26 protein-coding genes are annotated in these 24,737 nt (G+C 66.3%); 20 read left to right on the forward strand and 6 right to left on the reverse strand.

Going from position 1 to position 24,737, the window contains the following annotated elements:
• Nucleotides 1-318 (forward strand): XdhC family protein (locus tag VFW84_RS01420; RefSeq protein WP_329678642.1); only part of this gene is annotated, 318 nt, incomplete at its 5' end.
• Here VFW84_RS01420 and VFW84_RS01425 read toward each other — a convergent pair.
• The 3 genes from VFW84_RS01425 to uraH all read right to left on the reverse strand — a co-directional run bounded on the left by VFW84_RS01425 (nucleotide 269) and on the right by uraH (nucleotide 3,229).
• Nucleotides 269-1,489 carry a serine hydrolase gene (locus VFW84_RS01425; protein WP_329678643.1) on the reverse strand — a complete coding sequence of 407 codons (1,221 nt, stop codon included), beginning with the start codon at nucleotides 1,487-1,489 and terminating at the stop codon, nucleotides 269-271. The genes VFW84_RS01420 and VFW84_RS01425 overlap by 50 nt on opposite strands.
• 81 nt (nucleotides 1,490-1,570) lie before the next feature.
• Entirely contained in the window at nucleotides 1,571-2,797 is a 1,227-nt protein-coding gene (locus VFW84_RS01430) for a urate hydroxylase PuuD (RefSeq protein WP_329678644.1), read from the reverse strand.
• Between the two features lie 9 nt (nucleotides 2,798-2,806).
• A complete protein-coding gene (gene uraH / locus VFW84_RS01435) occupies nucleotides 2,807-3,229 on the reverse strand; it encodes a hydroxyisourate hydrolase (RefSeq protein WP_329678645.1) in 423 nt (140 codons plus the stop codon).
• A gap of 134 nt (nucleotides 3,230-3,363) precedes the next feature.
• On the opposite strand from uraH, the gene VFW84_RS01440 reads away from it, so the two are divergent.
• The 10 genes from VFW84_RS01440 to VFW84_RS01485 all read left to right on the forward strand — a co-directional run bounded on the left by VFW84_RS01440 (nucleotide 3,364) and on the right by VFW84_RS01485 (nucleotide 14,776).
• The gene (locus VFW84_RS01440; protein WP_329678646.1) at nucleotides 3,364-4,014 is read left to right on the forward strand and encodes a GntR family transcriptional regulator; all 651 of its coding nucleotides are present in this window, start codon (nucleotides 3,364-3,366) and stop codon (nucleotides 4,012-4,014) included.
• Nucleotides 4,011-4,967 (forward strand): allantoinase PuuE, encoded by a 957-nt coding sequence (puuE, locus tag VFW84_RS01445; RefSeq protein ID WP_329678647.1) that lies wholly within the window; start codon nucleotides 4,011-4,013, stop codon nucleotides 4,965-4,967. The genes VFW84_RS01440 and puuE overlap by 4 nt, the downstream gene beginning before the upstream one ends.
• Nucleotides 4,949-6,748, forward strand: a complete 1,800-nt coding sequence (uraD, locus tag VFW84_RS01450) for a 2-oxo-4-hydroxy-4-carboxy-5-ureidoimidazoline decarboxylase (protein WP_329678648.1) — start codon at nucleotides 4,949-4,951, stop codon at nucleotides 6,746-6,748. Before puuE ends, uraD begins: the two co-directional genes overlap by 19 nt.
• Nucleotides 6,745-8,004 (forward strand): M20 family metallopeptidase, encoded by a 1,260-nt coding sequence (locus VFW84_RS01455; protein ID WP_329678649.1) that lies wholly within the window; start codon nucleotides 6,745-6,747, stop codon nucleotides 8,002-8,004. The genes uraD and VFW84_RS01455 overlap by 4 nt, the downstream gene beginning before the upstream one ends.
• A gap of 34 nt (nucleotides 8,005-8,038) precedes the next feature.
• On the forward strand, nucleotides 8,039-8,893 hold the full coding sequence (locus VFW84_RS01460; RefSeq protein WP_329678650.1) for a rhodanese-like domain-containing protein: 855 nt from the start codon (nucleotides 8,039-8,041) through the stop codon (nucleotides 8,891-8,893).
• Nucleotides 8,894-8,921: 28 nt separating this feature from the next.
• Nucleotides 8,922-10,313: a hypothetical protein gene (locus tag VFW84_RS01465; RefSeq protein ID WP_329678651.1), complete on the forward strand. Its 1,392-nt coding sequence runs from the start codon at nucleotides 8,922-8,924 to the stop codon at nucleotides 10,311-10,313.
• 6 nt (nucleotides 10,314-10,319) lie between these two features.
• Entirely contained in the window at nucleotides 10,320-11,330 is a 1,011-nt protein-coding gene (locus VFW84_RS01470) for a trypsin-like peptidase domain-containing protein (protein WP_329678652.1), read from the forward strand.
• Entirely contained in the window at nucleotides 11,327-12,283 is a 957-nt protein-coding gene (locus VFW84_RS01475) for a pseudouridine synthase (protein ID WP_329678653.1), read from the forward strand. The genes VFW84_RS01470 and VFW84_RS01475 overlap by 4 nt, the downstream gene beginning before the upstream one ends.
• Nucleotides 12,284-12,315: 32 nt before the next feature.
• Entirely contained in the window at nucleotides 12,316-13,200 is an 885-nt protein-coding gene (locus tag VFW84_RS01480; RefSeq protein WP_329678654.1) for an alpha/beta hydrolase, read from the forward strand.
• Nucleotides 13,201-13,261: 61 nt separating this feature from the next.
• Nucleotides 13,262-14,776: a CoA-acylating methylmalonate-semialdehyde dehydrogenase gene (locus VFW84_RS01485; RefSeq protein ID WP_414638852.1), complete on the forward strand. Its 1,515-nt coding sequence runs from the start codon at nucleotides 13,262-13,264 to the stop codon at nucleotides 14,774-14,776.
• Here the strand turns inward: VFW84_RS01485 and asd are convergent.
• The gene (gene asd, locus VFW84_RS01490; RefSeq protein WP_329678655.1) at nucleotides 14,757-15,620 is read right to left on the reverse strand and encodes an archaetidylserine decarboxylase; all 864 of its coding nucleotides are present in this window, start codon (nucleotides 15,618-15,620) and stop codon (nucleotides 14,757-14,759) included. The two genes, VFW84_RS01485 and asd, sit on opposite strands and share 20 nt — an antisense overlap.
• A gap of 122 nt (nucleotides 15,621-15,742) precedes the next feature.
• Here asd and VFW84_RS01495 point away from each other — a divergent pair, with 122 nt between their 5' ends.
• From VFW84_RS01495 to VFW84_RS01520, 6 genes are all read left to right on the forward strand, one after another.
• On the forward strand, nucleotides 15,743-16,798 hold the full coding sequence (locus VFW84_RS01495; protein ID WP_414638853.1) for an ABC transporter substrate-binding protein: 1,056 nt from the start codon (nucleotides 15,743-15,745) through the stop codon (nucleotides 16,796-16,798).
• Nucleotides 16,799-16,820: 22 nt separating this feature from the next.
• Nucleotides 16,821-17,651, forward strand: coding sequence for an ABC transporter ATP-binding protein (locus VFW84_RS01500; RefSeq protein WP_329678656.1), 831 nt, complete (start codon nucleotides 16,821-16,823; stop codon nucleotides 17,649-17,651).
• Nucleotides 17,648-18,433, forward strand: a complete 786-nt coding sequence (locus VFW84_RS01505; RefSeq protein WP_329678657.1) for an ABC transporter permease — start codon at nucleotides 17,648-17,650, stop codon at nucleotides 18,431-18,433. Before VFW84_RS01500 ends, VFW84_RS01505 begins: the two co-directional genes overlap by 4 nt.
• 79 nt (nucleotides 18,434-18,512) lie before the next feature.
• Nucleotides 18,513-19,508, forward strand: coding sequence for an ABC transporter substrate-binding protein (locus VFW84_RS01510; protein ID WP_329678658.1), 996 nt, complete (start codon nucleotides 18,513-18,515; stop codon nucleotides 19,506-19,508).
• Nucleotide 19,509: 1 nt separating this feature from the next.
• Nucleotides 19,510-20,289: an ABC transporter ATP-binding protein gene (locus VFW84_RS01515; RefSeq protein ID WP_414638854.1), complete on the forward strand. Its 780-nt coding sequence runs from the start codon at nucleotides 19,510-19,512 to the stop codon at nucleotides 20,287-20,289.
• Entirely contained in the window at nucleotides 20,286-21,062 is a 777-nt protein-coding gene (locus VFW84_RS01520) for an ABC transporter permease (protein ID WP_329678660.1), read from the forward strand. The genes VFW84_RS01515 and VFW84_RS01520 overlap by 4 nt, the downstream gene beginning before the upstream one ends.
• Nucleotides 21,063-21,090: 28 nt before the next feature.
• On the opposite strand, the gene VFW84_RS01525 is transcribed toward VFW84_RS01520, so the two are convergent.
• Entirely contained in the window at nucleotides 21,091-21,771 is a 681-nt protein-coding gene (locus tag VFW84_RS01525; RefSeq protein WP_329678661.1) for a class I SAM-dependent methyltransferase, read from the reverse strand.
• Between the two features lie 16 nt (nucleotides 21,772-21,787).
• On the reverse strand, nucleotides 21,788-22,249 hold the full coding sequence (locus tag VFW84_RS01530; protein WP_329678662.1) for an Rrf2 family transcriptional regulator: 462 nt from the start codon (nucleotides 22,247-22,249) through the stop codon (nucleotides 21,788-21,790).
• Between the two features lie 103 nt (nucleotides 22,250-22,352).
• Between VFW84_RS01530 and VFW84_RS01535 the strand changes: the two genes are divergently transcribed.
• From VFW84_RS01535 to VFW84_RS01545, 3 genes are all read left to right on the forward strand, one after another.
• On the forward strand, nucleotides 22,353-22,721 hold the full coding sequence (locus VFW84_RS01535) for a DUF1428 domain-containing protein (RefSeq protein WP_329678663.1): 369 nt from the start codon (nucleotides 22,353-22,355) through the stop codon (nucleotides 22,719-22,721).
• Between the two features lie 293 nt (nucleotides 22,722-23,014).
• A complete protein-coding gene (locus tag VFW84_RS01540; protein ID WP_329678664.1) occupies nucleotides 23,015-23,869 on the forward strand; it encodes a glucose 1-dehydrogenase in 855 nt (284 codons plus the stop codon).
• Between the two features lie 5 nt (nucleotides 23,870-23,874).
• A partial coding sequence (locus VFW84_RS01545) for an AraC family transcriptional regulator ligand-binding domain-containing protein (RefSeq protein ID WP_329678665.1) occupies nucleotides 23,875-24,737 on the forward strand: 863 nt, incomplete at its 3' end.

Raw genomic sequence — 24,737 nt, forward strand, 5'->3', positions numbered from 1 at the left:
GATGCCACCACCGAAGCGGCCCGGGCGCCCTGGGGCAGCCGCCATCTGGTGATGACCCACCGGCACGACCTGGATCTGGCCATCGTCGATGCCCTGCTGCGCCGCGAGGACGTTCGCAGCGGCCAGGCCTGGGTCGGCATGATCGGCTCACGCACCAAGCGCGCGGCCTTCGAGCACCGCCTGCAGGCGCGAGGGCACGCAGCACAGGCCATCGCCCGCCTGCGTTGCCCCATCGGGTTGCCGGGCATTCAGGGCAAGGAGCCCGCGATCATCGCGATCGCCGTGATCGCCCAGTTGCTGCAGGATGGGCAGGCTTGACCGGCCCGGCCAGATGGTCGGCCACCGCGCGGGCCATGAACACGGCCTCCTCGTTGTGCGATCCCACGGTGTAGTCGTCGCTCATGCGCACGACCACCACGTTCTGGCGCGGTGAGACATAGATCGACTGCCCCTGGATGCCCGAGCCGGTGAAATCACCCCGGTCCCCCTCCAGCACGAACCAGTGGTAGCCGTAACCGAACAGGTCCATGGTCTTGCCATTGCGCGGCACCGCCTTGGCATGCCAGGACTGCGGATCGGCAAAGGTGGTCGAGCGGCGCACCCAGTCCTCGCTGAGCAGGGGCTTGCCCTTCCAGCGCCCGCCCTGGGCATAGAGCTGCCCGAAAGCGGCATAGCTGCGCGTGGTGGCATACAGGCAGCAGAAGGTGAAATCCCGACCCGTGGCGTCCGTCAGCACCTTGGCGTCATCGGGCAGGCCCATGGGCTTCCACAGCTTGTCGCGCAGCAGGCGATGCACCGGCTGCCCCGTCGCGGCTTCCAAGGCCATGGCAATGGCCTGTGAATTGATGCTGACATAGTCATAGCGGGCGCCGGGCACCTGGGCGGACTTCACCTCTGGCGTCAGGATCTGCTGACGCAAAGTCATGCCCATGCGCCCCAGGCTGTAGCGGTGGGCGATGGTCTCCATGAACAGGTTGATGCGCTCGACGTCTTCATCGAAGCGCACGCCCGAGCTCATCAGCAGCGCATGCCGAAAGCTCACCTTGGCAAAGCCATTGTTGGCCAGTTCAGGGGCGTAGCGGTCCATGGGATCGTCCACGGACTTGATCTTGCCCTCGGCAATGGCCACGCCCACCAGGGCCGACAGCATCTGCTTCATCAGGGACCACGACTGATGGCGCGAGCCCGCGTCGTAGGGCCAGCGGTGGTGCTCGTACACGACCTTGCCCTCGTGCAGCACCATCAGGCTCTTGACACTGCCGCGTTCCTTGAAGGATTCCAGGGTGTGCGTGGCACCGGCGAAGCTGTAGCTCACCTTGGACAGATCGGTCGGTGCCCGAGGCAGGACCTCGCGCTCGGATCTGGCGACATCCACCGTGACGCGTGGCAAGAGCCATTCCGGCTTGAACAACTGCGGCGGCAAGGCGGCCCGAGCAGGCAGCGACACGGCCCCCACCACCAGGGCCAGCATGGCCATCATGTGCCGCATGGGCACCCCCTCCATCATCATTGTTGGTCTCCTCGGCATGCACACATCATGTCCCCGAGGATACAGCCCGCTTCAAAAGGATCAAGGAGCTGCTGGCAAGGTGGTGAACCAGGCCCCCAACTGAGCCCTCTCCGCCTCGGTGATCTGGGTCGCATTGTTCATGGGCATGGCCTTGAGCACCACCGCCTGCTGGTAAATCTTCTGGGCATGCTGGCGGATCAGCTCGGGCGTGTGCAAGGCCACCCCCTTGTTGGCCAGATCCGCGTTGTGGCACATGGCGCAGCGCTGCTGCACGATGCCCTGCACCTGAGCAAAGCGCTGCTCGGGCGTGATCTGAGGGGCCTGCGCCTGTGGCGCCACCGGCGTTGGCGCCAGCCACACCGCCACGCCCAGCAGCAAGGCCACACTGGCCACTGCCCAGCGCCACGGCGCCCCCTGGCCCGCCAGGGCCGTCTTGTGGCGCGCCACGAAGAACTGCCGAATGAAGGCCCCCGCCATCATGATCAGCACCAGCACCAGCCAGTTCTGGGGGTGGCTGTAGGCCCAGCCATAGTGGTTGCTGAGCATGGCGAACAGGACCGGCAACACAAAGTAGGTGTTGTGCACACTGCGCTGCTTGCCCCGCTGGCCATGCACCGGGTCCACCGGCTGGCCCGCCTTCATGGCCGCCACCACCTTGCGCTGCCCCGGAATGATCCAGAAGAACACATTGGCACTCATGGCCGTGGCGATCATGGCCCCCACCAGCAGGAAGGCGGCCCGCCCCGCAAAGAGCTGGCAAGCCAGCCAGCTGGCCAGCACCACCACGCCAAACACCAGAGCTCCCAGCAAGGCGTCCTTGCCCGGCATGCGCCCCACTGTGCGGCACAGCCCGTCATAGATCAACCAGAAGCCCGCCAGGAAGCCCAGGGCCGTGTGCACCGCCACCACCGGGGTCCAGTCATGCACCGTCTTGTCGATCAGGAAGGTGCCCGCGTTGAACAGGTAGAGCACCGTGAACAGGCCAAAGCCTGTCAACCAGGTGGAATAGCTCTCCCAGTAAAACCAGTGCAGGTGCGGCGGCAGGGCCTTGGGCGCCCCCAGGTACTTCTGCGGGTTGTAAAAGCCCCCGCCATGCACGGCCCACAGCTCTCCTCCTACCCCCTTGGCCTTGAGCTCAGGGTCGGTCGGCGGCGTGAGGCTGTTGTCCAGCCACACGAAGTAGAAGGACGAGCCCACCCAGGCGATGGCCACAACCACGTGCGCCCAGCGCAGCAGCAGATTGACCCAGTCCAGGGCATAGATCAACCAGGGAGAGCCCTCCATCATGTCCACCTTTCAGCTGCCACGGTAGGTCGAGTAGGCCCAGGGGCTCACCAGCAAGGGCACGTGGTAATGCGCCTCGGGGTTGGCAATGGCAAAGTCCAGCGGCACCTGCCCCAGAAAGGCTGGATCCGGCAGATCGGCGCCCTGTTCACGAAAATAGGCTTCGACCCCGAACAGCAGCCGGTAATGCCCCGTCTTGAAGTCAACGCCCGACAGCAAGGGCCCATCGACCCGCCCATCGGCATTGGTGCGCACGCTGCGCAGCGGCAGCCAGCGGCCATCGGCACAGCCATCGAGCGAGGGCTCGCGCACATAGAGGTCGATGCGCATGCCCTGCGCCGGCCCGCCCTTGACGGTGTCGAGCACATGGGTGGTCAATCGGCCCGCCGGTTCAGGCGGGGTGGGGGCATCAGGCGAAGAACTTGCTTGAGACACGGTGAGATCCAGACCAGAAGTGTGGGTTGCCTGCAGTTCAGAAAACTGTATACACTTTAACCACGATGACTGCTGCACGCAAGAAATCTGCCATCGCTGTGGCCCCCGCGCCAATCCCGGGTGACGAGCCCGCCATGCCCCCGCACGGCGAGGCCTCCAGCACGGAACACATCGTCGTGGCCATCACCCGGGCCATCGTCGAGCACCGGCTGCTGCCCGGCGCCAAGCTGGTCGAACAAAAACTCGGTGACCATTTCGGGGTGTCGCGCACCATCGTGCGGCAGGCGCTGTTCCGTCTGTCCGAGCTCAAGCTGGTGAGGCTGGAGCCGGCCCGGGGTGCATTCGTGGCCGCCCCCTCGATCGACGAGGCCCGCGAGGTCTTCGCCGTGCGCCGCATGATCGAGGGCCAGATGGTGCGCCAGCTGATCGCCCGCATCAAGCCGGCCGACATCCGCCTGCTGCGCACCCACCTCAAGGACGAGCGCGCCGCCGTGCGCCGCATCGATGTGCCCAGCCGCACCCGCCTGCTGTTTGACTTCCATGTGCGCATGGCCGAGGTGCTGGGCAACCGCGTGCTGGTCGAGCTGATGCAGGAGCTGGTCTCGCGTTGCTCACTCATCACCCTGATGTACCAGAGCGACGACGATGCCGAGCTCTCCAATGCCGAACATGTCGAGTTGCTGGCCGCCATCGAAGCCCGCGATGCCGATCGGGCGGTCGACCTCATCGACCGCCACCTCCTGAGTGTCGAGCGCCAGCTCACCGCCCAACCCTGCCCCACATGACCTACGACAGCACCGCCCCCTACCCGCGCGATCTGATCGGCTACGGCCGCGACGTCCCTCATGCCCACTGGCCGGGTGGCGCGCGCATCGCCGTGCAGTTCGTGCTCAATGTCGAAGAGGGCGGCGAGAACCATGTGCTGCATGGCGACGCCGGCTCCGAGCAGTTCCTCTCCGAGATCATCGGCGCGGCCAGCTTCCCGGCCCGCCACATGAGCATGGATTCGATCTACGAGTACGGCTCACGTGCTGGCGTGTGGCGCCTGCTGCGCGAATTCGAGCAGCGCCACCTGCCGCTGACCGCCTTTGGCGTGTCCATGGCCCTGGAGCGCCACCCCGAGCTCACCCAGGCCCTGGTCGATGCGGGCCACGAGATCGCCTGCCACTCCTGGCGCTGGATCCACTACCAGGCCATGGACGAAGCCACCGAGCGTGAGCACATCCGCCGGGGCACCGAGATCATCCGCCAGATGACGGGTGGCCTGTGGCCCCTGGGCTGGTACACCGGCCGCGACAGCCCCCAGACCCGCCGCCTGCTGCTGGACCAGGGTGGCTACGAGTACGACAGCGACTACTACGGTGACGACCTGCCCTTCTGGATGAAGGCCGCGCGCAGCGACGGCAGCCTCACCCACCAGTTGGTCATCCCCTACACCCTGGACGCCAACGACATGCGCTTTGCCTCTCCGCAGGGCTTCAACACGGGCGACCATTTCTTCCACTACCTGCGCGACAGCTTCGATGTGCTCTATGCCGAGGGCGACCCGGCCGGCCTGGACCGCCCCAAGATGATGAGCATCGGCATGCACGCCCGCCTGCTGGGCCGCCCGGGTCGGTTTGCCGGGCTGCAGCGTTTTCTGGATCACATCCAGGCCCGCAGCGACGTCTGGATCTGCCGCCGCATCGACATCGCCCGCCACTGGAAGGCCACCCACCCATGTCCCACGCTCCCTTGAGTCTCGCGCAGCTCCATGCCCTGGATGCCGACGGCTTCACCGCCGCGCTGGACGGCATCTACGAGCACTCGCCCTGGATCGCCCGTGCCGCCTGGGCACAGCGCCCCTTCCACACACTGCCCCAGCTCAAGGCGGCCCTGGCCAAGGTCGTGCGGGAGGCCAGCGAGGCGGAGCAGTTGGCCCTGATCCGCGCCCACCCCGAGCTGGCCGGCAAGGCCGCCGTGGCGGGCGCCCTCACCGCCGAATCCACCGACGAACAAAGCCGCGCCGGGCTGACGCATTGCAGCCCCGAGCAGTTTGCCCTGCTGCAGCAGCTCAATGCGGACTACAACGCCCGGTTTGGCTGGCCTTTCATCCTGGCCGTACGCGGCCCACGGGGCCAGGGCCTGAGCCGCGAGCAGATCATCGCCACCTTCCAGCGCCGCCTGCGCCACACGCCCGAGTTCGAACGCGCAGAATGCCTGCGCCACATCCACCGCATTGCCGAGATCCGCCTGAACGACCGATTCGGCCTCACCCCCACCCTGGGCAACCAGGTCTGGGACTGGGCCGAGGCGCTGGCGGCACACACCGAAGGCCTCCCCGCCACCGAGGGCGGCCCCTGCCCGCTCACGGTGACCTACATGAGCACCGCCCATCAGGCCTGCGCTCGGCAACTGGTGGACTGGATGCGGGACGCCGGCTTTGACGAGGTGGGCATCGATGCCGTGGGCAATGTGGTGGGCCGCTACCACGGCAGCGACCCGCAGGCCCCTGCCCTGCTGACCGGATCGCACTACGACACGGTCCGCAACGGTGGCAAGTACGACGGCCGCCTGGGCATCCTGGTGCCCATGGCCTGCGTGCGCGAACTGCACCGCCAGGGGCGTCGCCTGCGCCATGGCATCGAGGTGGTGGGTTTTGCCGAAGAAGAGGGCCAGCGTTATGCCGCCACCTTCCTGGGCTCCGGAGCCCTGGTCGGTGACTTCAAGCCTGCGTGGCTGGACCAGGTCGATGCCGAAGGCATCACCATGCGCCAGGCCCTGCAGGCCGCGGGTTTCAGCGCCTCGCTGGACGACATTGCCGCGCTTCGGCGCGACCCGGCACGCTACCTCGGCTTTGTCGAAGTCCACATCGAACAGGGGCCCGTGCTGGACGAGCACGACATGCCTCTGGGCATCGTCACCTCCATCAACGGGGTCCTGCGCATGACAGGCACGGCCCTGGGCACGGCCTGCCATGCAGGCACCACCCCTATGGGCATGCGCCAGGATGCGGCCCTGGCCGTGGCCGAGCTGATGCTCTACACGGAACAACGCGCCCGCCAGGACAGCGGCTCGCCCGCGGGAGCCTCGGTGGGCACCGTGGGGGTGCTGCACGTGCCGCAAGGCTCGATCAATGTGGTGCCGGGGCGCTGCGATTTCACGCTCGATCTGCGCGCGCCCACCAATGAGCAGCGCGATGCGCTGGCCCGCGATGTGCTGGCCTGTGCTCGTGAGGTGGCCAAGCGCCGTGGGGTGGAGATCCACATCCAGGAGTCGGTGCGCGCCTCGGCCAGCCCCTCCCACCCGGCCTGGCAGGCCCGCTGGGAGGCGGCCGTGCAGCGCCTGGGTCTGCCCCTGTTCCACCTGCCCAGCGGCGCGGGACACGACGCCATGAAGCTGCACGAGATCCTGCCCCAGGCCATGCTGTTCGTGCGGGGCGGCCATGCAGGCATCAGCCACAACCCGCTGGAAACCATCACCAACGACGACGCCCAACTCTGTGTGGACGCCTTCATGCACCTGCTGGAGAGCCTATGAGCGACCCCTTGCCCTACGAGTTGCTGGACCAGTGGATCGACGCCCACTTCGATGAAGAAGTGCGCTTCCTGCAAGCCCTGGTGCAGGTGCCCACCGACACCCCGCCCGGCAACAACGCCCCGCATGCCCAGCGCACGGCTGAGCTGCTCCAGGACTTTGGCTGGCAGGCCGAGCAGCACCCCGTGCCCGAAAACGAAGTGCGCGCCTATGGCCTGCAAAGCCTGACCAACCTCATCGTGCGCCGCCGCTTTGGTGAGGGCGGGCGCACCATCGCCCTCAACGCCCACGGCGATGTCGTGCCCCCCGGCGAAGACTGGACCCATCCGCCCTATGGCGGCGAGATCGTCGACGGCAAGCTCTATGGCCGCGCCTCGGCCGTCAGCAAGAGCGACTTCGCCACCTACAGCTTTGCCCTGCGCGCACTCGAAGCCCTCTGCCAGCAAGGGCCGGCCCCCGCCCTGCAAGGCGGTGTCGAACTGCACTTCACCTACGACGAAGAGTTCGGCGGCGAGCTGGGCCCAGGCTGGCTGCTGCGACACGGGCTGACCCACCCTGACCTGCTGATCGCTGCCGGCTTCAGCTACCAGGTGGTCACGGCCCACAACGGCTGCCTGCAGATGGAGGTCACCGTCAACGGCATGGCCGCCCACGCCGCCATCCCCCACACGGGCTTTGATGCCCTGCAGGCCACTGTGACCATCCTGCACGCGCTCTACCTGCAGAACCAGGCCTATCAGTTCGTGCGCTCGCACGTGCCGGGCATCACCCACCCCTACCTCAATGTGGGGCGCATTGAAGGCGGCACCAACACCAATGTCGTGCCCGGCAAGGTCGTCTTCAAGCTTGACCGCCGCATGATCCCGGAAGAAGACCCCGTGCAGGTTGAAACCGACATCCGCCGCGTCATCTACGAGGCCAGCGAGCCCATCCCCGGCATCACCGTGGATGTCAAACGCCTGCTGCTGGCCCACGCACTGCAGCCCCTGCCCGGCAACGCGCCCCTGGTCCAAGCCCTGCAAAAGCACGGCGAGATCGTCTTTGGTGAGCCCATCCCCACCAGCGGCACCCCGCTCTACACCGATGTGCGCCTGTACTGCGCGCGGGGCATCCCGGCCGTCATCTATGGTGCCGGGCCGCGCACCGTGTTTGAATCCAACGCCAAACGGGCCGACGAGCACCTGGTGCTCGAGGACCTGCGGCGCGCCACCAAAGTCGTGGCCCGCGCCCTGCTGGACCTGCTGCAACCCGCCGCCTGATTCCTGAGACGATTCTTGAGACAATCGGGCCACCATGCCCGAGCCCACCCCCGACACGCTGCCCCTGATCCACAGCTCCTTCTACCGCTTTGTGGCCCTGCCGGCCCCCGATGCGGTGGTCGAGATCCTGCGCGAACTGGTCGCCCCGCTGACCGGCAGCGTGCTCGTGGCCCACGAGGGCATCAGTGGCGCCCTGGCTGCCACCGAGCCCCTGCTAGCCGCCTTCGAGCACGCCGTGCAGCACGACCCGCGCCTGGGCGGTGCCTTCCTGGGCATGCCCTTCAAGCACAGCGCCTGCACCACCCGCCCGTTCTGGAAGGTGCGCGTGCACCGCAAGGACGAGATCGTGGCCCTGGGGGTGGACGGCGTCACCGGCGTCGTGCGCGACCGCGCCGAGGGCAAACACCTCAGCCCATCGGCCTGGCGCGATCTGCTGGCACAGGACAAGGTCGTCGTCATCGACAACCGCAACAGCTTCGAGTACCGGCTGGGCCGCTTCAAGAACGCCATCGACCCCCGTGTCGACAACTTCCGGGACTTCCCCGCCTATGTCCAGGCCCATGCCGACACCTGGAAGGCCGAGGGCCAGCGCGTGGCCATGTACTGCACCGGCGGCATCCGCTGCGAAAAAACCAGCGCCTGGATGCAGCACGAACTGGGGCTGGACGTCTACCAGCTCGACGGCGGCATCGTCAATTTCTTCCAGGCCCTGCCCGACGCCGACCGCGACTGGGAGGGCGAGCTCTTCGTCTTCGACAACCGGGTGGCCATCGACACCCACCTGCAAGAAACCGCCACCACCGCCGATCAGGTCTACAACGACTCGCCCGACGAGCGTTGGCGGCTGGAACGCGCCAGGCGCCTGGATTCGGTGAACCCCAAGACCTGAGGTAGGCTTGCGCAACGGGAGAGTCTGCATGAAGCGCATCCACCACATTTTGCTCATCGCCACGGCATCCAGCCTGCTGTGGGGCTGCTCGACGGTCACCGTCCTCAAGCTCGACCCCAGAAGCGGCAAACCCGCCGAGGGCGCGGCCGAAGGCCTGAGGTACTACATGCCTCGTCCCTATGTGTCGGTGCATGAGCCCTTCATCGTGGCCAGCGAGGTCTATCTGGCCGCGGGCGAAATGTCGCCCGACAGCCGCCATGTGTTGCTGACCGAAGTGCCTCAGGGCCTGAACGATCTGGTCAATCAGAAGCTGATCCGTGGCGATCAGCGCATGGGGGCCTTGAGAATCGATGCGTCTCAAATCAGCGCAGCGCCCCTGGCCCCCGAAGGCCGCCCCCACTCGGCCACGATGGACCAGAAGGACGACACACCCCCATCTGCCGCACCCGCTGCCAGCGCCGCCAGCAACCCCGTGCTCCGCCCCGGCATGGGCCATTTCAAGGCCGTCAACGACAACAGTGCCTATGCCGTGACCCCGCTGCCGCGCTACTTCAACATCGTCTGGCTGCCCGACTTTGACGAGCAGTACGCCGTCAAGGTCAGCCAGGGCCTGGGCAGCAGCGGCGTGCTGCTGGGTCTGGGTCAGGGCTGGAGCCTGCAATCGCTGGATGCCACCGTGGACAACTCCGCCCTGGCCAAGCCCTTGCTGGACTTTTACGCCGGCACCATCGGCGCCCTGCAGAAAGTGGCCACCGCCAAGATCGAGGCGCCCCTGGCCCTGCTCTCGGGCGGCTCGCCCCACAGCGCGGCGGTCAAGCCCGGCAAGAGCGCGCAGACCTATGCCGGCGGCACGCCCGTCACGCTCAAGGTGACCAAGGTGCGCATCGCCGCACCGGGCCTCTACCCTATCCTCAAACCCGCAGAGCTGGCCAGCGCAGCCGCCCAGGTCGGCGACATCGACAGCAAGCGCATCCTGCTGCCCAAGCCCCCCTTCACCAACATCGCTTTCAACACCTACGACGCCATCGTCATCGAGGCGGCCAGCCCCCGTGGCGACTCGGCTCTGCGCATCCAGCAGTATGTGGACAGCAGCCTGTCCCTGAAGATGGACGGCCTGGCCGGCACGGACACCGACACCGCCTCCAGCGGATCAGACCCCAGCCAGCGCCTGATGGCAGATGCGCAGAAGGCGCTCAACATCGAGCTCTCCAGCCCAGCCCTCAAGACACGCGGCAAGGCCTTCTTTGCCGCCACGCTGAGCGCCACCGCGGGGGCCGTCAAGGTGCTCCTGAAAAAGACCAGTGGCGGCACCGCTGGCGAGCTCGACGCTCTGCCCGACGACGACGAACTCAAGATCCTGGTCAAGAACACCTTGGGCGCCAGAGGGGTGAACGTCACCGAGATCACCATCCAGCGCTGAGACACCATGGACCGCTGGGCCCAACTGGACGAGGACGAACGCTTTCGCATCGCCCTGGATGTGGCGCGGCGGCGGGGCCGTGATCTCAGCCGACTGAGCACCAACATCATCGGCGTGGGTGCGGGCTATCGACTGCGCGGGGCCGAGCCCGAACGGGTGTCCGAGGTCTGTATCCGCTTTCTCGTCCGCCAGAAGTGGCAAGACCGGCGCGCCCGCGCCTCGCGCATCCCCGACCACATCGTGGCCTACCCCCTGATCGGCGATCGACGTGTGCGGGTCCGCATCCCCACGGATGTCTCCGACCTGTCAGCGGGGAGCCCCCATGCAGCGCTGGATCTGACCGGTGGCCTGGTGTCCCGCCACAAGGGCACCCCGCAGTCCTACGGCAGCGCCTGCTGCGCCGTGAGTTCGGCCTCCAACCCCGCGCACAAATACCTGCTGTCGTGCCACCATGTGTTCTCGCCCACCATGAGCGCCACCCTGCCCAGACAGGTGGACTGCATCGTGTCAGACAGCGGCCAGCGCATCGGGCCCCTCGTGGTGGCGGCCAGCACCCGGGGGCCTCTGGCCATGGATGCCGCCCTGGTGCGCATCGAAGACGAAGACATCGACACCTTGTCGATGTGGGGCCGCTGGCCCGTGAGCCGAGCCACTGACTTTGACCTCTCCGTACTGCATCAGCGTGGCCCCTTGTTCGTTCTGTGCCGCCAGCAGGTACCCGCCGTCGACGGGCAGCCCCCCGAGCTCCGCACCCAGGCCCTGGAGGTGCGCTTTGTGGGTGTCACCTTCCACCCCATCGTCTTTGACTACCGCAGCATCGCTGGCAAGCGCTTCAGCTTTGGCTACACGATCCAGTACGTGGGCGCCCTGCGTCCTGGGGACAGCGGCGCGGCCCTGATCGACACTGGCGGCATGCTCTACGGCATGCACTTCTTCGGGCAAGGCTCGCTGGGCTTTGCCGTCGCTGCCCCCCGGCTGTTCGAGAGCGCAGCCTTTGGTTTCGACATCGTCCTGTGAGCCGCCCCACCCCACCCGACCTGCCCATGCGCAACGGCGTCAGCGCCAGCTGCGTGGCCTTGCCCGCGGGCTCCTGGGCCACGGTGCTGGATTTCCTGACTGACCGCATCCCCGCTGTGGCGCGGGACGACTGGCATCAGCGCATGGCCGCGGGCGAGGTGGTCACCGCCCAGGGCGAGGCCATTGCCCCGCACACGCCCTACCGCGAACACGCACGGCGCCATGGCCGCCTGTTCTACTGGCGGGCTCTGCCCTTCGAGCACCCCATTCCGTTTGACGAGACCATCGTCTACCAGGACGAATGGCTGCTCGTGGCGGACAAGCCCCACTTCCTGCCCGTCACGCCCAAGGGCCGCTACCTGCAGGAGACGCTGCTGGTGCGCCTCAAGCGCCGCACCGGCATCGCCACCCTGGTGCCCATGCACCGCCTGGACCGCGAGACGGCCGGCCTGGTCGCCTTCACCATCCAGCCCGCCACGCGTGATGCCTACCAGCGCCTGTTCCGCGACAAGTCCGTGCACAAGGTCTATGAGGCCATCGCCCCGCTTCACCCCGACATGGCCTGGCCCCACACCCGCCTCAGCCGCCTGGAGGAAAGCCCCCACTTCATGGCGATGCACGAGGTCGACGGCCCGCCCAATGCCGAGACCCACATCGAGTTGCTGGGAACCACAGCTCAAGGGCTCGGCCATTACCGCCTGCAGCCCAGCACCGGTCAGAAACACCAGTTGCGCGTGCACATGAACGCCCTGGGGCTGCCCATCGCCAACGACCGCATCTACCCCACCCTGTGGCCCGACACCCCTGAGGGGCAGGTGCCCGACCTCAGCCGCCCGCTGCAATTGCTGGCCCGCGCCCTGTCCTTCACCGACCCCATCACCGGCCAGTTCAGGCACTTCGAGAGCCAGCGGCACCTGGAATTGGGGGATGCCACACATTGTTCACCTGGGTAACAATATAGGCCCATTTGCCTCGGAGCCCCTGCATGTCCCTGTTCCAGCCTGATCTCCCCCTGGATGAGCTGATCCGCCGCTGGGCCCCCGAGCCGTCGCGCTTCATGGATCTGCAGGGCATGAAGGTGCACTACCGTGATGAGGGCCCCCGCCATGACCCCTGGCCGATCGTGCTGGTGCATGGCACCGCCGCCAGCCTGCACACCTGGGAAGGCTGGGTGCAGGCGCTCAAGGGCGAGCGCCGTGTCATCACCATGGACATCCCCGGCTTTGGCCTGACAGGGCCGGACCCGCAAGCGGACTATCACATCGACCGCTACACCCGCTTCATCCTGGGGGTGCTGGACTCCCTGGGCGTGTGCGGGCGCTTCATCATCGGCGGCAATTCGCTGGGTGGCGAGATCGCCTGGCACGTCGCTGCGGCTGTGCCTGATCGCGTGCGGGCCGCCATCCTGGTCGATGCGGCGGGCTACTATGCCCACCCCACTGGCATGCCCTTGGGCTTTGCTTTGGCGGCCATGCGCGGCATGAGCTGGCTCACCACCCGCAGCATGCCCCGCGGCGTGCTGCGCGCCAGCATGCGCTTTGTGTACGGCAACCCCGCCAAGATCACGCCCGAGCTGGAACAACGCTACTTCGAGATGGCCTTGCGCCCCGGCAACCGCCGCGCTCTGGGCCAGCGCCTGCAGCAGCACACCATGGGTCAGGAGTGCGATCGCCTCCAGCGTCTGACCATGCCCACTTTGCTGATGTGGGGCGCCAAGGACCGCATCTTCGACATGAACCATGCCCAGGCCCTGCACGCGGCCATCCCTGGCAGCCAACTGGTCAGCTTCGCCGAGCTGGGCCATGTCCCGCATGAAGAAGACCCCTCACTGACCGTTGGCGCCCTGAAGACCTTCCTGGCCAAGCTGTGACACCCGGGCAGCGTCGCACCTTAGACTTGTCAGCCTCCTGACAGCACAAGAAAGACGCCCCGTGAGCACGCCGACATCTGCCCTGCCCCTCGTGTCCCACTGGATCGACGGTCGCCCCTGGGCGCCTGATGCGGCCACTCGATTGGATGTCTACAACCCGGCCACTGGCGCCGTGATCCGCCAGGTGCCCACCGCCACGGCGGACGATGTGGCCCGTGCCGTGGCCAGTGCCCGCCGTGCCTTCCCGGCCTGGGCCGAGACGCCTCCCATCCGCCGTGCGCGCATCCTCAACCGCTTCCTGGCCCTGCTCAACGAGAACCTGGACCACCTGGCCGCCCTGATCACGCAAGAGCACGGCAAGGTCTTCAGCGATGCACAAGGCGAGGTCATGCGCGGCATCGACATCGTCGAGTTCGCCGGCGGCATCCCGCAGCTGCTCAAGGGCGACTACACCGATCAGGTGTCCACCGGCATCGACAACTGGAGCTTCCGACAGCCCCTGGGCGTGGTCGCGGGCGTGACGCCCTTCAACTTCCCCTGCATGGTGCCGTGCTGGATGTTCCCCGTGGCCATTGCCTGCGGCAACACCTTCATCCTCAAGCCCAGCGAGCGGGATCCTTCCGCCTCGCTGTTCATGGCCGAGCTGCTGACACAGGCAGGCCTGCCCGATGGGGTCTTCAACATCGTGCAGGGTGACAAGGTCGCGGTGGATGCCCTGCTGGATCACCCCGAGGTCAAGGCCCTGAGCTTTGTGGGCTCCACGCCGATTGCACACCACCTCTACCAGCGCGGAGCCCAGCAGGGCAAGCGCGTGCAGGCACTGGGAGGGGCCAAGAACCACATGGTGGTCATGCCCGATGCCGACCTGGATCTGGCCGTGGATGCCCTGATCGGTGCGGCCTATGGCTCGGCGGGTGAGCGCTGCATGGCCATCTCGGCCGCCGTGCTGGTGGGGGATGTGGGCGACCGCATCATGCCCCGGCTGGCCGAGCGGGCCCGCTCGCTCAAAATCGGTGACGGCATGGATGCGGCCATGGAGATGGGCCCCATCGTGACGCGGCAGGCGCTGGAGCGCATCGAAGGCTATGTGGCCCTGGGCGTGCAGGAAGGCGCCACGCTGGTGGTCGATGGCCGTGGGCACCGAGTCGCGGGGCGCGAAGGCGGCTTTTTCACCGGAGGCACGCTGTTCGACCATGTGCAGCCCGGCATGCGCATCTACCGCGAAGAGATCTTCGGGCCCGTGCTGTCCTGCGTGCGGGTGGCCACGCTCAGCGAGGCGATCGATCTGGTCAACGCGCACGAGTTCGGCAACGGGGTGGCGTGCTTCACCAGCGACGGGCATGTGGCGCGCGAATTCAGCCGGCACATCCAGGTGGGCATGGTGGGCATCAATGTGCCGATCCCGGTGCCCATGGCCTGGCATGGCTTCGGGGGCTGGAAGCGCAGCCTCTTTGGGGACATGCACGCCTATGGCGAAGAGGGCGTGCGCTTCTACACCCGCCAGAAATCGGTGATGCAGCGCTGGGGCACGGGCCTGAGCAAGGGGCCCGAGTTCGTTATGCCGACGGCCAAGTAGCCCCGCGCGCTGCCATGGCCTCACCCATGCGGATGGCCCGCGTGGGCGTCCATTGCGGGTTGAAGGTGAAGGGCCCCTTGGGGAAGAGCATCACCACGGTCGAGCCCAGCAGGAAGCGGCCCATCTCGTCGCCCTGCTTGAAGGTGATGTTCTGATCCTCATAACGCCACTCGCGCACCTGGCGGCTGCGCGGGGGGTTGACCACGCCGTGCCAGGTCGTGGCCATGCTGCCCACCACGGTGGCGCCCACCAGGGTCAGCACAAACGGCCCCTGGGCCGATTCGAACACGCACACCACCCGCTCATTGCGGGCAAACAGGCCGGGCACGCCCCGCGCCGTGGCCGGGTTGACCGAGAACAGATCCCCCGGCACATAGATCATGCGCGTCAGGCGGCCATCGCAGGGCATGTGGATGCGGTGGTAATCCTTGGGGCTCAGGTAGAGCGTTGCAAACTGCCCGTCCTCAAAACGGCTGGCCAGGCTCGCGTCGCCCCCCACCAGGGTCGTCGTCGTGTAATCGTGCCCCTTGGCCTGAAAAATCAGGTCCTTGCGGATGGGCCCGAACTGGCTGATCGCGCCATCGACCGGGCTGATCAGATCCGCCTGCGCCAAAGGACGCGCACCGGGCTTCAAAGGCCGGGTGAAGAACTCGTTGAAGGTCGGGTAGGCCGCGGGGTCGGGGTTGGCCGCCTCGGCCATGTTGACCCCATAGCGCCCGATGAACCAGCGGATCACCGAGGTCGTGAGTGCACCGCCCCGCGCCGAAGCGCCGACACCGGCCAGCGAGGTCAAGGCCTGCTTGGGCAGGATGTACTGGGACAGGACAAAAAGGCGGTCAGACACGTGGGGATTCTCTCGGCTGTTTGGGCCCGCATTCTATCGGGCCTGGCCCCTGCGGTGAACCCTTGCACGCTTCTTGCTCAACACTGCTTTGTATACAGTTTTTGACCTTGGAGCATCCCCAGATGACGTCTTCCCTGCGCACTCGCCGTTCCGTGTTTGGCACCCTGGCCCTCTGCAGCGCCCTTTGTCTGGGCACCACCGTCCCCATGTCGGTGCAGGCGGGCACACCCATCAAGTTCCAGCTCGATTGGCGTTTCGAGGGGCCTGCAGCCCTGTTCCTGTACCCCGCCGCCAAGGGCTACTTCGCCCAGGCAGGCCTGGATGTGAGCATCGACGCGGGCAGCGGCTCGGGCGGCACCGTCACCCGTGTGGCGTCGGGCACCTACGACATGGGCCTGGCGGACATGGCTGCGCTCATGGAGTTCCATGCCAACAACCCCGATGCACCCAACAAGCCCGTGGCCATCATGATGGTCTACAACAACACGCCTGCCGCCGTGTTCGCGCTCAAGAGCTCGGGCATCAAGTCGCCCGCCGATCTGGCGGGCAAGAAGCTGGGTGCCCCCGTGTTCGACGCAGGCCGCAAGGCCTGGCCCATCTTTGCCAAGGCCAACAAGATCGGTGCCGTCACCTGGACCAGCATGGACCCGCCCCTGCGCGAAACCATGCTGGTGCGAGGTGATGTTGATGCCATCACGGGCTTTTCCTTCACGTCCTTGCTCAACCTGGAGGCCCGCGGCGCCAAGCCCCAGGACATCGTCTTCTTTCCCTTTGCCCAATACGGCGTGAAGCTCTACGGCAACGCCATCATCGCCTCGCCCAAGCTGCTCAAGGACAACCCGGCCGCCGTCAAAGCCTTCCTCAAGGCCTTCGCCAAGGGCACGGGCGAGGTGCTGCGCAACCCCGATGCGGGCCTGGCCACCGTCAAGGCCCGCGACGGCATCATCAACACCGACCTGGAAAAGCGCCGCCTGCTCATGGCCATCGATCAGGTCATCAACAGCCCTGATGCGCGCGCTGAAGGTTTTGGCCAGGTCAAGCTGCCCCGTCTGGCCCTGATGGCTTCGCAGGTGGGGGATGCTTACAACACCAAGACCCGCGTCAACCCCGATGGGGTGTGGACCCCGGCCTACCTGCCCTCGGCCGCCGACCTCAACGTGCTGCCCCCCAAGAAGTAAGCGCCCCAGCCGAGGAGTGGCCATGACCGCCTTTGTCGAATTCCGCCAAGTCTGGCTGGCCTACAACGACGAGTTGTGGGCGCAGGGACAGTTTGCCGTCGAGGACCTGAACCTGGAGATCCGCGAGGGCGAGTTCGTGGCCATCGTCGGGCCCTCGGGCTGCGGCAAATCCACCTTCATGAAGCTGACCACCGGCTTGCGCCAACCCACCAAGGGGCACATCCTGATCGCGGGCGAGCCGGTGACCGGCCCGCTCAAGATCACGGGCATGGCCTTCCAGGCGGCCTCGCTGCTGCCCTGGCGCACCACGGTGCAGAACGTGCTGCTGCCGCTGGAGATCGTCGAGCCCTACCGATCCAGCTTCAAGGCCAAGCGCAAGGAATACGAGGCCAAGGCCCGCGCCCTGCTGCAAAGCGTGGGCCTGGGCGGCTATGAGGACAAGTTCCCCTGGCAGCTCTCGGGGGGCATGCAACAGCGTGCCTCCATCTGCCGTGCCCTGATCCACGAGCCCAAGATGCTGCTGCTCGACGAGCCCTTCGGCGCGCTCGATGCCTTCACCCGCGAAGAACTGTGGTGCGCCCTGCGCGATCTGCAGGCTCAGCAGAAGTTCAACGTCATCCTGGTGACCCACGACCTGCGCGAGGCCGTCTTCCTGGCCGACACGGTCTATGTCATGAGCAAAAGCCCCGGCCGCATCCTGGCCCGACGCGAGATCGAGCTGCCACGCCCGCGCGATCTGGAGGTGACCTACGAGCCCGAGTTCACCGCCATCGTGCACGAGCTGCGCGCCCACATCGGCGCCATGCGCAAGCCAAGCACCCTGGCCGCCCCCACCCCGGAGATCGCATCATGAAGCTGTCGGCCAAAGTCCAGGCCCGCTGGGCCCGCTGGGCCCCCTGGGTGCTGCTGCTGGGCATCGTCATCCTCTGGCAGGTGCTGTGCTCGGCGCTCGATGTGTCGGAGTACATCTTCCCCAGCCCGGCGCGCATCGCCAGTCAGGTGGTCGAGTTCCATGCCGAGATCCTCAAGCATGCCTGGCGTACCCTGTGGGTGACCCTGGTGGGTTTTGGCATCGCCATCGTGGTGGGGGTGCTGCTGGGCTTTCTGATCGGCAGCTCGCGCCTGGCCTATGCCGCCATCTACCCCCTGATGACCGCCTTCAATGCCTTGCCCAAGGCCGCCTTCATCCCCATCCTGGTGGTGTGGTTCGGCATCGGTGTGGGGCCGGCGGTGCTCACGGCCTTTCTGATCAGCTTCTTTCCGATCATGGTCAACATCGCCACCGGCCTGGCCACGCTGGAGCCTGAGCTGGAGGACGTGCTGCGCGTGCTGGGCGCCCGCCGCTGGGATGTGCTCATCAAGGTGGGCCTGCCGCGCTCCATGCCCTACTTCTACGGCTCGCTCAAGGTGGCCATCACCCTGGCTTTCGTGGGCACCACGGTGTCGGAGATGACCGCCTCCAACGAGGGCATCGGCTACCTGCTCATCAGCGCCGGATCGTCCATGCAGATGGGCCTGGCCTTTGGCGGTCTGGTGGTCGTGGGGGCCATGGCCATGGTCATGTACGAGCTGTTTTCTGTTGTAGAAAAGCGCACCACAGGCTGGGCACACCGAGGCAGCCAGGGCGGGCATTGACCGGGGCCTGCGCAGGGCACCTGGCTTGCGGTACAAACGAGGCTTCGGCCCAAGGCCGCACTCACCAGGAGCCCCGACCATGAGCCCTCGCCGCTCCCGCCTTGCCTGCGCCGCCCTGCTGGGCCTGGGCGCATGGCTCAGCCCCACCCTGGGCCACACCGCCGACAAGTTCGTCTACCTCACCAACTGGTATGCGCAGGCCGAGCACGGCGGCTTCTACCAGGCCCAGGCCACCGGCCTGTACCAGCGCGCCGGGCTGGATGTGAGCATCAAGATGGGCGGCCCGCAGATCAACATCATGCAGCTCATGATGGCCGGCCAGGCCGACTGCGTCATGGGCTACGACGTGCAGACCATCCAGGCCTGGGAACACGGCATCCAGGCCGTCACCGTGGCCGCCGCCTTCCAGAAGGATCCGGTCATCCTCATTGCCCACCCGCACATCAAGAAGCTGGCCGATCTCAAGGACAAGACCCTGATGATCGGCAGCGCCGGCATGGTCACCTACTGGCCCTGGCTCAAGAGCCGCTTCGGCTTCACCGATGCGCAGATGCGGCCCTACAACTACAACATCCAGCCCTTCCTGGCCGACAAGAACATCGCCCAGCAGGGCTACCTGGCATCCGAGCCCTACAGCATCGAGCAGCAGGGCCACTTCAAGCCCAGCGTCTTCCTGCTGTGGAACGAAGGCTGGCCCCCCTACGCCACCACCGTGGTCTGTAGCACCCAGACGATCAAGACCAAGCCCCGCCAGGTGGCCGCCTTCGTCAAGGCCTCGATGGAAGGATGGAAGAGCTACCTGGGTGGCAACCCCGCCCCCGCCAACGCCCTGATCAAGCGCGACAACCCCAATATGACGGACGACCTGCTGGCCTACGGCATCGGCAAGCTCAAGGAAGCGGGCGTGGTGCTGGGCGGTGACGCCGCCACCCAGGGCATCGGCACGATCACCGACGCGCGCATGCAGGCCACCTTCGACATGCTGGTCAAGCACAAGCTGGTGGACCCGAAAAAGGTGAACCTCAAGGACACCTACACCACCCGCTTCGTCAAGGACCTCAAGGTCATGCCCTGAGATGGTCGGCATGGCACCGCCCACCCCCGTCATCGAGATCCAGGGGGCCGAACAGGTCTACCCCAACGGCACGCGGGCCCTGCAGCCCGTCAGCCTGAGCATCGCGCACGGTGAGTTCCTGACCTTGCTGGGCCCCTCGGGCTGCGGCAAGAGCACCCTGCTCAAGATGATCGCCGGCCTGCTGCAGCCCACGGGCGGGCACATGGTGCCTGTGCCGCGCCAGGCCTTGTCCTTCGTGTTTCAGGAACCCACGCTGATGCCCTGGGCGCGCGTGGAAGCCAATGTGCGCCTGCCGCTGGACCTGGCGGGCGTGCCCCGCGCCGAAGGGCGTGAGCGTGCCCGGCAGGCCCTGGCCCGCGTGGGCCTGGCCAGCTTTGAAGACGCCTGGCCACGCGAGTTGTCCGGCGGCATGCAGATGCGTGTGTCCATTGCCCGCGCCTTGGTCACCCGCCCCAGCCTGCTGCTGATGGACGAGCCCTTTGGCGCCCTGGACGACATCACCCGCCAGAAGCTGGACGCCGACCTGCTGACCCTGTGGCAGCAAGAGGGCCTGACCGTGGTCTTTGTGACGCACAGCATCGCCGAGGCCGTGGCCCTGTCCACCCGCGTGGTGGTGATGGGCGCCCGCCCCGGCCGCGTGGTGGACGACGTGCGCCTGCGCGCGCCTGACGCCCAGCAGCCGCTGGGCCCCGAGGACACCGACCGCACCAGCGCCCGCTTCAACGAGCGCGTGCGCCAGTTGCAGCACTGCCTGGCGCGCGCCAGCGAGGGGGCCGCATGAGGCGGGCCCTGCAAGGACTGCTGCCCGCCCTGGTGGCTGCCCTGCTGCTGGGCCTGTGGCAAGGCTGGACCACCTGGGCCGAGGTGCCCAGCTACCTGCTGCCATCGCCCTGGGTGATCGCGCAGACCCTGGTGGCCGATGCCGCCTTGCTGGGTGCGGCCTGGTGGGTCACGGCCAAGATCACGGTGCTGTCCTTTGCCTGCGCCGTGCTGCTGGGCACCCTGATCGCCTTTGCCCTGGTGCAAAGCCGCTGGATCGAAGCGGCCTTTCTGCCCTATGCGGTGCTGATGCAGGTCACCCCCCTGGTGGCCATCGCCCCGCTGATCATCATCTGGGTCAAGGACCCCACCGCCTCGCTGGTGGTGTGTGCCACGCTGGTGGCGCTGTTTCCCATCATCTCCAACACCACCGTGGGCTTACGCAGCGTGTCACCGGGGCTGGCGGCCTACCTCCAGCTACAGGGGGCCACGCGCTGGCAGGTGCTGATGCGCCTGCGCATCCCCTCGGCCCTGCCCTACTTCATGGCCGGGCTGCGCATCTCGGGCGGCCTGGCCCTGATCGGCGCCGTGGTGGCCGAGTTCGTGGCCGGCACCGGCGGCACGGGCAGCGGGCTGGCGTATCAGATCCTGCAGTCGGGGTATCAGCTCAACATCCCCCGCATGTTTGCGGCGCTGGTGCTGATTTCAGTGACGGGGATGGGGGTGTTTGGCGGGCTGAGCTGGGTGACACGGCAGGTGCTGGGAGGGTGGCATGAGAGCGAGGTGGGCGGGTGAGCTGCAAAGCCCAGCGGAGGATGGCGACTCAGCCCCGCGTTCCCACCCAGGCCCGGAACGAGAACGCTGCATAGAACAGTTCCACGTCGACGAAGCCGGCTTCTCGCAGCAGCTCTTCCTCGTCGTGCAAGGTGAGCAGGGGCAGCCGCTGGATCATCAGCTCGCCGCCAGCCGCGGTGCTCGCCCGATCCGGATGTGCCCCGGCGCCGAACGCCAGCGATCGCGCCATCCACCGCGCGGCGTCTCCTTCGGGCAGCGCGTGATGGGCCACGACCAGGCGTGCGCCCGGCCTCAGGCGGCGGTGGATCTCGCGCAGGGCCCGCAGCCGTTCACCTCGGTCCAGGAAGTGCAGCGTGAGAAGGCAGGTGGCGCCATCGAAGGGCCCCGCAGAGACCTGATCGATGATCCCCGTCACGAGCTGGACGCGCTCAGCAAACGGTGCAAGGGCCTGGCGCGCCAGATCCAGCATCGCGGGCGATGGGTCCACGCCGGTGAAGCGCCACCCCGGCTGTGCCGTGGCCAGAGCCACGAGCTCCAGCCCGCCGCCAGCGCCAACGACGAGCACATGGGCCTCAGCCGGAGCTTCCTCGGCCAGCAGCAGCATCGCCATCCGATGGAGATCGGCGAGGCCGGGCACCTTGCGTGGTGTGTCGGTCGCGTAAGACGCGATGGCCGCCGGGTCCGTGAAGTGCGAGTGCTGGTCCTGCATATCGAAGCCTCAGAGGTCAAACGTCATGGGATACCGCCGCGAGGGAGCGGCCGCTGGCCGCGAGCCGCCGATGGAAGTCACGCGCAAGCGCGGCGAGGGTGACGGAGCCCAGGCGCGCGAGCAACACGGCCTCTGCCTCCCGATAGGCCTGCTCCAGCGCGGCGTTGACCGCTTGCTCCACCAGACAACCGGGGCTTTCTTCGCGGTGCCCTACGGCCAGCAACTCCGGGGCGCCCACGGCTTCGTGGATGTCACGCAGCGTGATGTGCTCCAGCGAACACGACAGGAGCCACCCGCCCCCGTGCCCTTTGGCGGAAGCGACGAAGCCGGCGTCCCGCAGGCCGGCCATCAGGCGGCGAATGACCACGGGGTTCGTCTGCATGGCTTGAGCGAGCCACTCCGAGGTTGCGGGTCGGCCAAGCTCGGCCATGTGGAGCAGGCAGTGGAGGACACCAGAGAGGCGACTGTCTCGTTTCATGCAACCATCATAGTTACATGAAATCCCCTTGGATGAAGTGTGGCTACTCCCGTGCCCGTTAGATTGCGAAGGTCCCCTCGGCCCACTTAACAGGAGTGAAGACATGTCATACATCGATGGATTCGTCATCGCGGTCCCCACCGCCAACAAGCAGAAGTTCATTGAGCACGCGCGCCAGCTCGACCCGATATTCCTAGAACTGGGTGCCATCCGAGTGATCGAGGCTTGGGGCGACGACGTCCCCGACGGCAAAGTCACCGACTTCCGCCGCGCCGTGCAGGCCACGGCCGAGGAAACGGTGGCATTTTCGTGGGTCGAATGGCCGGACAAGGCCACGCGCGACGCAGGCATGAAGAAGATGATGGAAGACCCCCGCATGGATCCGGCCACACCGGGCAACCCACCCATGCCCTTCGATGGAAAGCGCATGATCTTTGGTGGCTTCGAGACGGTGGTGGAAGTCAAGGCTTGAGCGGAGGGCGCCCTTGACCTGCCTCATCCTCCGTTACCCAGCAAGTGACGAGCGCGTCGCGCGGACTCTTTGAATGACCGGATGAGGCTGAGAGCAGCCGGTCGTGCCTGACCCGCCTATGGCCGCTTTCGACCCAGGGCGATCAATCGAAGCTCGATACAGCAATCCTCAGAGCGGCCCCTGTAGAACTCGGAACGAGCCAGGTCCTAGTCTTCCCGATGCTGGTATAGGCTGCCCGGCAACTTCGGACCAAGCAGTTGGCCTAGCCATGGTTGGCGTATTTTGCATATCATGTGGCGCGATCCGAATGTGACTCATGCCATCGAACTCCTAGACTTCTTGCATCCCGCGATCTTCTCTCGATCTATCAAAAGGAGTCTGAAATGTCCAATCAAGTAGCCCTGATCACTGGCGGCGCCACTGGCATCGGCAAAGCCGTCGCCCTCAAGCTTGCCGCCAAAGGCGTCACTGTCATCTTGAGCGGTCGTCGAGCCGAAGTTGGCAAGGCAGCCGTTGCCGAGGTTTCCGCTGCGGCCCGCAACGGTGCACAAGTTCGCTTCGTGCAAAACGACGTGGCCGATGAAGCCGCGGTCAAGAAGATGATTGACAGCATCGTGGCTGAGTTCGGTCGCCTGGACATGGCGGTCAATAACGCAGGCGTCTCCAACGAGACTGGCACGCTTGTGCAGTCGAGCAGTGAAAACTACCGTGAGATGGTCGAGACCAACATCATGGGCGTGTACTTCAGCATGAAACACGAACTCGTTCAGATGGTCAAGCAAGGTGGCGGCGCTATCGTCAACCTGGCGTCCATCGCCGGTCTGAATGGCATCCCCTGGAGTGCACCGTACGCTTCGACCAAGCACGCAGTGGTGGGCCTGACCAAGTCGTCTGCCCTGGATCACGCGACTCAAGGCATCCGAATCAACGGCGTGGCTCCTGGCGCCATCAAGACCGACATCATCGCCGCCCAGCTCAGCGGCAGTGACCCCAACTACAACGAGGCAAGCATCTCGGCGATGCACCCCATGAATCGCCTGGGCCGCCCCGAAGAAGTCGCCAACGCCATCTGCTGGCTGCTGTCGGAAGAAGCCAGCTTCGTCACCGGTCATATCCTCAACGTGGATGGCGGCTTCCAAGCGAAGTAAGGGCAATGAACAGCACCGTTCCAGACAAGTTGAAGATTCCGGCCACGCTGTGGGAGGGCCTCAAGCGGACAGGGGTTGACCGTGCAGAGGTCATTCGACGCGCGAACCTGCCACTGAGCGTCCTGAGGAACGACGCGCCGATTGCCACGACGCAGTTCTTCGCCCTGTGGCGGGCCATCGAAGCGGTCAGCCAAGACTCGACCATTGGCCTTCGCATTGCAACGGGGCTGGACAGGGCTGTGATGCCTCTCGCTTTTGTCGCGGCACAGCACGCACGAACGTTCCGCGACGCACTGAGTCGGGTTGCCCGTTTCAAGCGCTTGTGCGCACCCGAAGACGTTTCGGTCAAAGATTTTGCTGACCATGGTGAGCTCGTCATCCGGTGGCCTCATGGAGATTCAGAAGTGGCCCCGCGTTCGTTGGTTGACGCGACGATGGCATCGTTCGTGGAACTGGGCCGCAGAGGAACAGGTGAGCGCCTCGCACCTCTGTCGCTGGAGCTCGCTCGTCCGGCCGCGTCAAGGTCGGCACTCGAGAGGTACTTCAGCTGTGAGATCAAGTTCGACACGAAGGTCGACTGCATTGCGTTCCGACGAGAAGACCTCGACAAGCTTTTCATCACTCACAACAAGGAACTGCTCGATGTTCTTGCACCGGAACTGGACAGGCGCCTCAAGCATCACGGAGCTTCCGATTCTGTGGCGGAGCAGACCAAGTGGGTTCTGCGACGTCGTTTGACAGCCGGTCGCCCGGATATTCGCTCGGTGGCCGCTGAACTTGCAATGAGCGAACGCTCTCTACAACGCCGCCTGACTGATGAAGGCGTCAGCTTCCAAACATTGGTGAGTCAGACCCGACATCAGATGGC

The organism is Aquabacterium sp., from assembly GCF_036279655.1.
Taxonomy (GTDB): domain Bacteria; phylum Pseudomonadota; class Gammaproteobacteria; order Burkholderiales; family Burkholderiaceae_C; genus Aquabacterium.